The organism is Devosia insulae DS-56, from assembly GCF_000970465.2.
Taxonomy (GTDB): Bacteria; Pseudomonadota; Alphaproteobacteria; order Rhizobiales; family Devosiaceae; genus Devosia_A; species Devosia_A insulae.
In genome coordinates this window covers 41685-51756 of record NZ_LAJE02000268.1, presented here as the reverse complement: position 1 = coordinate 51756, position 10072 = coordinate 41685, and the positions used below count along the sequence as shown (strand labels likewise).

The 10072-nt window shown below is 66.8% G+C and carries 10 protein-coding genes; 2 read left to right on the top strand and 8 right to left on the bottom strand.

All coding sequences use genetic code 11. From position 1 onward, the window contains the following. Positions 1-198: 198 nt before the first annotated feature. The 5 genes from VW23_RS18970 to VW23_RS18950 form a co-directional block, all read right to left on the bottom strand. Positions 199-1512 carry an ABC transporter substrate-binding protein gene (locus VW23_RS18970; RefSeq protein ID WP_069911108.1) on the bottom strand — a complete coding sequence of 438 codons (1314 nt, stop codon included), beginning with the start codon at positions 1510-1512 and terminating at the stop codon, positions 199-201. A gap of 104 nt (positions 1513-1616) precedes the next feature. Continuing rightward, the gene (locus VW23_RS18965; protein ID WP_069911107.1) at positions 1617-2891 is read right to left on the bottom strand and encodes a neutral/alkaline non-lysosomal ceramidase N-terminal domain-containing protein; all 1275 of its coding nucleotides are present in this window, start codon (positions 2889-2891) and stop codon (positions 1617-1619) included. Further along, positions 2879-4024 (bottom strand): N-acetylglucosamine-6-phosphate deacetylase, encoded by a 1146-nt coding sequence (locus tag VW23_RS18960; protein WP_069911106.1) that lies wholly within the window; start codon positions 4022-4024, stop codon positions 2879-2881. The genes VW23_RS18965 and VW23_RS18960 overlap by 13 nt, the downstream gene beginning before the upstream one ends. Then, a complete protein-coding gene (locus tag VW23_RS18955; protein WP_141728392.1) occupies positions 4021-4794 on the bottom strand; it encodes a sugar isomerase domain-containing protein in 774 nt (257 codons plus the stop codon). The genes VW23_RS18960 and VW23_RS18955 overlap by 4 nt, the downstream gene beginning before the upstream one ends. After that, entirely contained in the window at positions 4787-5572 is a 786-nt protein-coding gene (locus VW23_RS18950; RefSeq protein WP_084646311.1) for a 6-phosphogluconolactonase, read from the bottom strand. The genes VW23_RS18955 and VW23_RS18950 overlap by 8 nt, the downstream gene beginning before the upstream one ends. Before the next feature lie 175 nt (positions 5573-5747). On the opposite strand from VW23_RS18950, the gene VW23_RS18945 reads away from it, so the two are divergent. Further along, positions 5748-6761, top strand: coding sequence for a LacI family DNA-binding transcriptional regulator (locus VW23_RS18945; RefSeq protein WP_069911104.1), 1014 nt, complete (start codon positions 5748-5750; stop codon positions 6759-6761). Here the strand turns inward: VW23_RS18945 and VW23_RS18940 are convergent. Then, a complete protein-coding gene (locus VW23_RS18940) occupies positions 6758-7552 on the bottom strand; it encodes a hypothetical protein (RefSeq protein WP_141728391.1) in 795 nt (264 codons plus the stop codon). The two genes, VW23_RS18945 and VW23_RS18940, sit on opposite strands and share 4 nt — an antisense overlap. Positions 7553-7650: 98 nt before the next feature. Between VW23_RS18940 and VW23_RS18935 the strand changes: the two genes are divergently transcribed. Beyond that, positions 7651-8460 carry a helix-turn-helix domain-containing protein gene (locus VW23_RS18935; RefSeq protein WP_069911102.1) on the top strand — a complete coding sequence of 270 codons (810 nt, stop codon included), beginning with the start codon at positions 7651-7653 and terminating at the stop codon, positions 8458-8460. Positions 8461-8482: 22 nt separating this feature from the next. Here VW23_RS18935 and VW23_RS18930 read toward each other — a convergent pair whose 3' ends face one another. Next, positions 8483-9250: a pentapeptide repeat-containing protein gene (locus VW23_RS18930; protein WP_069911101.1), complete on the bottom strand. Its 768-nt coding sequence runs from the start codon at positions 9248-9250 to the stop codon at positions 8483-8485. Continuing rightward, the gene (locus VW23_RS18925) at positions 9247-9981 is read right to left on the bottom strand and encodes a hypothetical protein (protein WP_069911100.1); all 735 of its coding nucleotides are present in this window, start codon (positions 9979-9981) and stop codon (positions 9247-9249) included. Before VW23_RS18925 ends, VW23_RS18930 begins: the two co-directional genes overlap by 4 nt. Between the last annotated feature and the right edge of the window lie 91 nt (positions 9982-10072).

Sequence of the window (10072 nt, the reverse complement as noted above, 5' to 3'; positions counted from 1 at the left end):
CGGTGGAGGGGGCGGCAGGAAGCGCCAATGTGTGTGGCCGCCCCCTCCACCAGCTTCGCTGGTCCCCCTCCCCCGTTTCACGGTGGAGGACCATTGAGAGGCCAGCGGCCAACCCCCACATGCGATTGCGCTGGCGGTGCCTCCGGGGAATGATCCCCGAAGGCAGCGGTTGAGCAAGGGCAGGTTTGCAAAACCGACTTACTGGCCAAGCAGGCCTTCACGGTCGAGGATGGCGTTGATCTCCTTGTCGGCATTCTCGAGGAAGGCCTTGAGCGCCGCATCGTCGGTGGCCAGTTCCGGCTTGGCGTAGGCTTCAACGAGGAAGGCTGCGGCGCGGGTCTGGATCTCATCGATCGGGCCGATGGCCGGAACGGTGAAGAACTCATAGCTCGCGGGGTAGTTGACGTAGGCTTCGAAGCCGGGCTTGGCAGCAAGGATGGCCGAGAAGTCGAGCCCCGAGCGGTTCGGCAGCCAGCCGACATTGTCGAGCAGCCAGAGCAGGTTTTCGGGCTTCTGGGTTGCCATCACGAAGGCCCAGGCGGCGGCTTCCTTGTCGGCACCGGCTTTGACGTAGAGCTGGCCGGGGCTGACGATCGAACCACGCGGCAGCGTCGCAGTGGCATATTTCAGGTCCGGAGCCTTGGCGGCGATATCGCCGATCACCCAGGACTCGCGGATGAACATGGCAGTCTGGCCACGCTCGAAGGCATCGGCATCAGCCGGCGATTCCACCGTCACGGTCTTGGTGTCGAACAGGTTGTGCAGGTACTGCTTCATGGTGGCAGTGCCGGCTTCGGAGGCGAAGTTCGACTTCCACAGGCCCTCACCGGCAGGCGCGATCAGCTCACCGCCATGCTGCCACATGTTGATGGCGAACTTTTCGGCAATGCCCGAGCCGCCGCCCGAGAGCCGCATGCTCCAGCCGGTGACAGTGGGCGCACCGCTGGCGTCACGCTGCGTCAGCTTTTCGGCATAGGTATCGAAGTCGGCCATGGTCTTGGGCGGCTCGGTGAGGCCGGCCGCGGCGAACATGTCGGTATTGTAGTAGAGCGCGCTCTGGCCGCGGAACAGCGGCATGCCGTAGACGGTGCCGTCATAGCTGGCAGAGTTGACGAAGAACTCGCCGAAATTGGCGGGATCCTTGACGAAGGCCGTCACGTCGGCCGGCGGCGTATTGAGCAGTCCGCCCTCGAGATAGCGGGCGGCAATGGTGGTCGCCAGCTCGATCACTTCGGCGGCTTCGCCGGAGGTGACGCCGAGCGCCACGCGCTTTTCGTGCTCGCGCAAGGCGATGGCTTCAACCGTGACCTTGAGGTCCGGGTATTCCGCCGCCATCCCCTCGGCGACATGCTGATAGAACGGCGCCAGTTCCGGGTAGCCGCTCCACACCCGGATCTCCTGAGCCGAGACCGCCGTGGCGGCCAGCCCGAGGCCCATGGCGGACGCCAGCAGCAGCTGTCGTCCTGATATCGAGAAGGCAGAAAGCTGAGGCCGAGAAAGCAATTTCATCATCGTTGTCATCCCTGTTTAACGAACGATCCAGCACATAGTGAAGTCTTGACTGCAACCGGTTGCGTGTCAAGCGGCGCAAACCGCGCGACCCGCGTCGAAACCCCTCATTTTCTAGGCGTTGCAGCCTGTTTTGATAGTCCGAGCAAGGTCTTGGCCGCGAGGGCCAGGCGCTCGGCAGAACCGGCGGCGAATGCCCCCGGCATACCGATGAAGCGATGCGCTTCATCGACCTCGTAGCCGCCGAAGCCAAACTCGCTGGCAGGCGGAATGTAACCCGGGGTGCCGTCGGCATAGGACAGCACCAGAGCCGGCCGGCCGGCACAGGCAGCGCGGACGGCGAGGCCGGTTTCGGCAAAAATCTCTCCCGGCAGCGCCGCGATCGGCAGGCCGCCCCAATCGAGGACACTGACGCGACCGGCCCAGCTTCCCGCGGGTTGGCCGGCATAACGGCGGGCCCAGTTAGCCCAGTGCTGCAGCACGGTGGCACGCACCGGCTCGGCGGTGCGGGCGTCATGGTCCCAGGCAGCAGCCAGCGCCGGCAGGTCGTGTTCGCGTCGCTCGAGGCTCAGTTCGACCCATTGTTCCCCGGCGGTCGCCGTATCGCCGAGCCCTGCCTCCGGCGCCGCGAGCGCCGCTTCGGCGATCCGGGCGCCGAGCCGCTCGGCATTCTCGAAGGTGCGGGTGGCGCTGGCGTTGAGCGTCACCGAGGCCTGCGCGGTGTGCCCGATATTGACGTCGCCACAACAGCCATTGAGGAAGATCGCCACCGCGCCCGGATGCGCCGCCTCGATCGTCGTGCGCACGAAATGCGGGAAATCCGCCGTCATCAGCCGGTTGTCGGCGCCCAGCACGGTCGGGTGGCAGGCATAGGAGACGATCACCGCCAGCAGGCGGCCCGCTTCGTCGCGGATGCGCAGCACCGGCAGCGTTCGATCGAGCGGACCGTCGGCGTGACGGCGGTTGCGCGCCACATCGGGATCGGCGCCGAGACCGGCGCTCAGCGTGACCGGCACGGCGTTGGCGGCAGCTTCGGCCAGCGCGGCGACGCAGCCATCCTCGATTGCCCCAAGGAATGCCGGATCGGCCTCGGCGCTCAGCCGGTCCGCCATCGAGACCGGCGCGCCGTGCGTATGGGTGGCCGCAACGATGACATTGGCTGACGGCAGCGGGCAGCGCTCGCGGATGCGGGCGCTCATCGCCTCATGGATGCCGATGACGTCGGCGACGACGATGGCAGTATCGCCGACCACCACGGCCCGTACCGTCAGCGGGTCGTGCGCCCCGGTTGCCGGTTCGGTGCGGGCGGCAAAGCCGGCGAGCAGCAGCCCTGATGGAGGTGTGATGTCGACGACGGCGATACCGGCCTTCAACGCGCCCATACCCGCTCCCCACCCAGATAGGTTGCAGCAATGGTCAGGCGCTCGGCGCCCGGTGTCCACTCGAACTGAATGAGGTCCGCCGCCGCGCTGACTTCGAGCAAGCCGCGGCCGCCGGCGAAGCGGCCGGAATTGTGCGTCGCGAGCCCCAGCACCTGAGCGAGGCTCAGCCCGGTCATGGTTACGGTGCGGGCCACACAATCGCCCAGCGGCAGCGCGGCGCCGGCGAGGTAGGGCGTGCCGGGCGGCCCCAGCCGACCATTGGCCTGGAGTTCGACCCGACCGCCGATGGTCTGGTGATAAATGCCCGGCTTCAATCCGCCCGGCGAGACCACGTCGGAGACCAGCAAAGCCTTATCGAGCCCCTTGGCGCGCAACATCGCCTTCAGCGTGTCGGCCGGCAGGTGGTGGCTGTCGCCGATCAGCGTGGCAGTCAGCCGATCGTCCGCCAGCTGCGCCCAGATGACGTTGGGATGGCGCGGCAGCAGGGCGGAGATGCCATTGCCGAGATGGGTCGAAAGCGTGGCGCCGGCCGCTGCCGCGGCATGAATCTGTTCGGGGCTCGCATCGGTATGACCAATCGCGACGTGCACCCCCTGCCCCGCCGCGTGCCGCACCAGCGCAATGGCGGCATCGGAGTGCGGCGACAGCGTCAGCAGCCCCACCAGCCCGCCGCTCGCCGCCTGCCAGCGCTCGTACTCGGCGATATCGGCGTCGCGGACCTGTTCCGCCGGATGGGCGCCGCGCGGGCCATCATGAATTGAGATGAACGGCCCTTCGACATGAACGAACGGCACCGCGCGAGCAACGAGCGGGTAACGCGCCCGCGCCTCGCGGATCGCCACCAGCCCGGCGGTGATGTTCGCCTCGCTGGCGGTGACCAGGGTCGGCAGAAAAGTGGTGGTGCCCAGCGCCAGCATCATTTCGGTCAGCGCCAGGACGCGCTCCGGCGTGACCGTGCCGTCGTTCAGATCGTGCGTTGCATAGCCATTGACCTGCAGGTCGATGAGGCCCGCCGAGAGATAGAGCGGGCCGTTGTAGTCCGCCGCATCGATGGCAGCGATCCGGCCGTCGGCGATGCTGATGGCAAGGCCCTGGCCGGTGTCGGGATCGCGGCCGACGAGTTGAGCCGTCACAGCCAGCGCACCCGCTCGGCAAAGCGCGCGATGAACTTCGCATTGGCCTCGTCGCCGCCCGGGGCGTTGCCGCTGCGCCAGACCGGTGGCTCGATGCCGCGTTCGACCAGCTTGGCGACCGTGCGGATCACCAGGTTGTTGAGCGCGAAGGCGTTGGCGAAAGTGGAGATGGCGCCGATCTTCTCGCCCATGCCGGGCACCTGAACGATCGCGTCGCCGATCGGCACCTTGCAGTCGATGGCGATATCCACCAGCTCGTGCAGGTTGTGCTTGGTCGGGTGGCGCGCCGGGTGGGTCGCCGCGGAGTTGTTGGCGTGCTCGTGCGAGTTGACGCCGATCAGAAACACGCCGCGGCGCTTGGCCTCCAGCGCTGCATCGATCAGCGCGGCATTGATGCCGTAGGCGTTGACGAGGATCAGCAGATCGCCTTCGCCGAGCCGCTGATCGGCGATGACGATCTTGCCATAGCCGGGGGTGCGCTCGATCGCCATCGAGCGCAGCGAGCCGCCCGAGAGCAGCGTGCCCTCGTCGAGAATGGCGCTGACATGCATCAGGCCGCCGGCGCGAAAGAAGATCTCCTGCGAAGCTAGATTGGAGTGGCCGCCCGGCCCGTAAGCATAGACCAGCCGGTCGGCGGCGATCTGCTCGGCTACCCGCTCGGCGGCATACTCGGTGGCGTCGCGCTCCTCGACGAGGATGCGCCGCATCAGGGCGGTGACGTCGTCATAATAGGTGCGGCAGAGTGCGTCGGCGTCGATCATATCAGGCATGGGGATCTGACTCCGCATCGAGGTACAGCGTACAGTCGGGATGGGTGCGGAGGATCGAGGCCGGGCAAGCCGTGCTCAGCGGGCCCTCGAGCGCGGCGCGCACAGCGTTGCGCTTCACCCGCCCCGGCACCATGCAGAACAGCCGATCGGCCCGCAGCAACCGCGGCACGGTGAGCGTGATGGCGCGCAGCGGCACATCGGCGAGGGTAGCAAAGCAATCATCGTCGACCTGCTGCTGCCGGCAGACCTCATCGAGCTCCACCACTTTGACATCGAGCGGATCGTTGAAATCGGCCACCGGCGGGTCGTTGAAGGCGATGTGGCCATTCACCCCGATGCCGAGTTGCACGATGTCAATCGGCGCCTCGGCCAGCAGTGCCGCGTAATCGCGCGCCGTCGCCTCGGGGTCGGCGCCGGGGAGGATCGGGTGCACCGCGGCGAAGGGCAGGCGGCCGAAGATGTAGCGCGACAGCCAGCTGCCGAAGCGCTCCGGCGCGTCGGGGGCGAGCCCGATATATTCATCCATGTGGAAGGCGGTGACGCGGCGCCAGTCAATGCCGGGCTCCGCCGCCAGCGCATCGATGACGTCGCTCTGGCTCGGGGCCGAAGCAAAGACCATGCGCACCGCGGCCTGGCGGGCGAGCCGCGAGCGCAACTCCGTGGCAATCTCGCCGGCGGCGACGCGGCCCAGCTCCTCGCGGGTGACAAAGCTCCGGACCTTGAGCTGGTCAACTCTCCGGTCACGCGTTCCGGCCTCAGGCACGACACTCGAACTCATCGGCGAAAGCACTCCCCGCAACCATCGCGTTCGAACCACGATTTTGTTTGACTATCGAATGCAACCGGTTGCACGTCAATCCCCTGTCGAACACTCGGCATTGGATGGAACGGGATATTGCCAAGCCACGCTGAACTGTGGGAGCGATCGTTCCAGGCTGCGCAAGGGCAACAGCATGACCACAGGCAAGGGCCGCAAGGACCTGCCCACCATGATGGATGTGGCAAGGACGGCGGGGGTGTCGAAGTCGACAGTGTCGCGCGCCTTCACGCAACCGGGCATGCTCGGCGCGGAAACCGTGGCGCGCATCCTCGAGATCGCCAGCAGCATCGGCTATGTCCCCAACCACACCGCCCGAGCGCTGAGCACCGGGCGCTACGGCAATGTGGCGCTGGTGGTGCCGGATGTCGCCAACCCGTTCTTTCCACCGCTGATCCGCGCCGCGCAGATGGAGGCGGATCGCTCGGATTTCTGCGTGTTCCTCGGCAATTCCGATGAGAGCTGGCGACAGGAAGACAAGCTGGTCGACCGCTTCCTCAGCCAGGTTGAGGGGCTGGTGCTTTGCGCCTCGCGCCTCACCGATGAGCGGATCCGCGCCCATGCATTGAAGCGCCCCCTGGTGCTGGTCAATCGCGACGTGCCGGGTATCCCGCGCGTCTTGATCGACAGCGCCATCGGGGTGCACGAGGCGATCGCCCATCTGGCGGAACTGGGCCACAAGCACATCGTCTATGTCAGCGGTCCGGCCAGCTCGTGGTCGAACCAGCAGCGCCGCGCCGCGGTACGGCTGGGGGCCCGGCAGCACCGGCTCGACGTCAGCATCGTCGCCGCCCGGGTGCCGAGCTATGAGAGCGGCCGCGCCGTGGTGCCCGATATTCTCGCCACCGGCGCCACCGCCGCCATCGCCTTCGACGACCTGACGGCGCAGGGCATCATGACCGGCCTCGCCGATCGCGGCGTCAGCGTGCCCGCCGATTTCTCCGTCGTCGGCTGCGACGACGTGCTGGGCGCTGCGACCTACCCGTCGCTGACCACGGTTTCCAACCGCTCGGACGAAACCGGGCGCGCGGCGATGTCGCTGCTGCTCGACATGCTGGGCTCACGCGCCGTGGGCGACGCCCGGGTGACGCTCGATACCTATCTGGTGGTTCGGAACACCACGGCACCGCCGCCGGCGACGCGGAGCTAGCGGTAGGCCCGTTCAAGCCTGGGCGGGGCGATGGCCGGGTTCTCGGCCCGGAACAGCTCCAGTTCGGCTTCGTTGGGCGACAGCTCGCCATGGCGCCGCAAACCGCCATGCGAGATGTTGATGCTCATCGCCGGCTCGTCCCCAGCCTCGACCCAATGCGGCGTCAGCAGCACGTTCCACAGCTTGTCGCCCGGCCGCATGTCGTAGCAGAGGCTATCTTCCTCGCGCACCTCGGGCGGCTTTGCCAGCTCGCCTGGTTTGTAATTGACGCGCGTCGCGTGGTCGGCCCAGCGGTCGGGATCGACCAGGCCGCAGAAGCGTTTGGTGCCGTAGATCTGCCAGGCCAGCACGTGGGAAAAATCCATGTGATAGTTGGTGGCGCTGCCGCGACCACTGATGAAGACGATCGGGTAACAGCGCTCCCAGGTGTAGCCGGCGTCCGTCAGCATCTGCTGCCACGGCCGCAACACCTTGTCGCCGAAGCCATCGAGAAAGCGGCCCGGTGCGTCGAACCGCGCCAGGTCGAAATGCGCCAGCGCGAAGGGCTGCTCCATGACCTGCTCGATCGGCGTGCTGCGAAAGGCATCGACCGATTTCAGCGCCAGGTCCAGCTTCGCCGATTTCAAGCCGGCCTTGTAGGAGACCGCGTCGTCGTTCCGCATTTCGTCGATCACCTGATCGACCGAGGGGAACCGATAATCGAACTCCGCCAACCCCGGCGCCATCCGGAAATTCCGCGGCCCCGCCCAGCGCCGGCCAAACTCGTCCCAGTTCCGTGTCGTCGCATGCATGTCGCCACTCCCTTGTCCTGCGCGAGGTCACATCCTCAGCGGGCGAGGCTCCAAAGCCCATGGACGGCGGGCGCACGGATTTGTAGTTTTCGCGCATCATGCTTGCCGACGACACCGCCTGGACCTTTCGACTGCTGTCCGTGCCGCGCAGCACGCATGCCGCCGCGGAGCGCTTCACCGACGCACCGCAATGGAGCAGCGACCTCCACCTGATCCATACCGTGGAGGGTTTCGGCATCTTGAATGTCGGGCGCGAGCGCTATGAGAGCACGCCAGGCAATGTGCTGGTGGTGCCGCCATACCGGCATTGCCGCTGGGAGAAGCGGGGGGCGGGCGTATGGACGATGCTCAACCTGCATGCCCGCCTCGACGAGGCCGACGGTATGGCGCTGCACGAGCAGTCTCTGCTGCCGATCAGTTTCGCCCCGGATGACATGGCCGCAATTCACGCGCGGCTGGGGTTGATCCAGCAGCAATGGGGTGGCGACGTCGTGCAGCGTGGCATCGCCGCCAGCAGCGCGCTGGCGATCATCATGTCCTACCTGGTTGCGTTCGGTCGCGTGCCGGCTGAGGCCGCGCCCCGCGATCCGCGGATGCGGCAACTGCGTGAGCGCATCAGATCGCAAGCCGGCGGCCACTTCGATGCAACGATGCTGGCACGCGAGGTGGCGCTCAGCGTCAGTCAATGCAACCGCCGCTTTCGCGCCAGCTACAGACTCTCGCCAAAGGCCTATTGGCAGCAGTGCCGCTTTGCGCTGGCCCAGACCATGCTGCTGAGCAGTTCGGACAGCATCAAGCAGGTCGCCGAAGCGCTGGGCTTCTCGGACATCTACTACTTCTCACGCTGGTTCACGCAGCACTGCCAGATGCCCCCGACAGCGTTCCGCCGGCAGCATCGCGAGATGTAGGCATCGCAGGCCAGGCGCGGCGCTAGGGTCGATGATAGCTGCCGTCGGGCATCAACGCGTCCTGCCAGTTGGTGCCGTCGGTGATGGCGTCGCGGAGGTTGGCGGAGACGAGGCGGGTGCCGGAGAGGTTGGCGTCGGTCAGGTCGGCGGCGATCAGGCGGGCGCCGAACAGGTCGGAATGGGCGAGGTTGGCGCCGCGCAGGATGCCGGACTCGAGGTTGCTGGCGGTGAAGTCGGCGCCCTCGATGGTGCTGCCGGAAAAATCCACCCGCTGCATGTTCAGCTGGCGGAAGCTGGCGCCGGAGAAATCGGCGTTGGTCGCCTTCACCCCGCCGAAGCGGGCATCCTCGAACTGGGCGAAGCGGAGGCTGGCGCCATCGAGATGGGCGTTGGTCAGGATGGCCCGGCGGAAGTTGACGCTCTCCCCCTTGGCCCCAGCCAGGGATGCCCCACTGAGGGTCGAGCGAAAGAACACCGTGTTATCGAGCCTGGCGTCGGTGAGATCGGCATTGCTGAGCTTGGCGGCGGTGAAGTCGGCCGCTTCGAGATTGGCGCCCTTGAGGTTTGCTTCGCTCAGGTCCGACTGAAAGAAGAAGGCGCCGCTGAGATCGGCGCCCGAGAGATCGACGCCGCTCAAGTTGCGATCGCTCAGGTCGGCGCCGGTGAGCGCGCAGCCGGGGCAGGCATTGGTTTCGCCGTTGAGGAAGGCCGACGCTTCGGAGGATTGCGCCATTGCCGGCGCGATTGTCGCGAGCAGCAGGGTGAGCGCGATACCGATGACCGGCTTCATGGCGCCGCCTTGCCGCCATCGAGCGTCACGTCGAACGCCTCCCAACGGGTCGAGGATTCATACTGGCCAGGCTCGAACATGCCCTGGATATCGAGGCCGGTCTGGCCGGGCTTGCGGAAATAGTGGGTTTCCACCCGGATGTGCCGCCCTTCGACCTGCTTGGTGCACACCTGTTTGATGAACATCTCGCCGACGCCGGTTTCGCCCGGCGCCCTGGCCAGGTCGGTGCAGGTCCAATCCTTGGAGCCGTAGCGCTGGAACACCGGCAGCCGGAACAGGTAGGCGCGGCCGCGATCCTCGATGCCGGCGCGATCATCGGTGACGGCGCGGAAGCCGCGCACCATGCCGGCATCGTCAAACAGCAGCGACAGCACCACCGGAAAGTTGGCGAGCCGGGTGCCGCCAAAGCGCTGCAGCCAGAGTTCCTCGCCATACTGGTCGTGGAAACGCTCGGCCAGCTTGCCGACACGGCGGCCGAACTCGACATAAACCTCATGCAGGCCCCGCTCGTCGGCGGCGCATTGGGCGAAGTCGGTCCAGCCGGTGATGTGCTTGAGCGGCGGGCCGCCATTGGAGCCGCAGGCGAAAGCCTCATAGCCCTCGGTGGGCAGCGTGGCGGCGGTCTCGCCGATGGCGAGGGTGCGGAATTCAGGCGGCAGCGGCGCCCCCAGGGATGGGGCGGCAAGGCCGAGCAGCAACAGGGCCGGCAGGACTCTCAGGAACTTGATCATGGTACCGTCGCACGAGGCGAAAAGGGGTGGCACGGCAGCTTTCGCCGCCGTGCCAGGGATTTGAAGTGGCGCGGCAAATTTCGCTGCCGTG

What these genes read in the sequence shown, in the direction of transcription:
- VW23_RS18970 (WP_069911108.1), bottom strand. Translation starts at nt 1,512, where the DNA reads ATGATGAAATTGCTTTCTCGGCCTCAGCTTTCTGCCTTCTCGATATCA.
- VW23_RS18965 (WP_069911107.1), bottom strand. Translation starts at nt 2,891, where the DNA reads ATGGGCGCGTTGAAGGCCGGTATCGCCGTCGTCGACATCACACCTCCA.
- VW23_RS18955 (WP_141728392.1), bottom strand. Translation starts at nt 4,794, where the DNA reads ATGCCTGATATGATCGACGCCGACGCACTCTGCCGCACCTATTATGAC.
- VW23_RS18950 (WP_084646311.1), bottom strand. Translation starts at nt 5,572, where the DNA reads ATGAGTTCGAGTGTCGTGCCTGAGGCCGGAACGCGTGACCGGAGAGTT.
- VW23_RS18945 (WP_069911104.1), top strand. Translation starts at nt 5,748, where the DNA reads ATGACCACAGGCAAGGGCCGCAAGGACCTGCCCACCATGATGGATGTG.
- VW23_RS18940 (WP_141728391.1), bottom strand. Translation starts at nt 7,552, where the DNA reads ATGCATGCGACGACACGGAACTGGGACGAGTTTGGCCGGCGCTGGGCG.
- VW23_RS18935 (WP_069911102.1), top strand. Translation starts at nt 7,651, where the DNA reads ATGCTTGCCGACGACACCGCCTGGACCTTTCGACTGCTGTCCGTGCCG.
- VW23_RS18930 (WP_069911101.1), bottom strand. Translation starts at nt 9,250, where the DNA reads ATGAAGCCGGTCATCGGTATCGCGCTCACCCTGCTGCTCGCGACAATC.
- VW23_RS18925 (WP_069911100.1), bottom strand. Translation starts at nt 9,981, where the DNA reads ATGATCAAGTTCCTGAGAGTCCTGCCGGCCCTGTTGCTGCTCGGCCTT.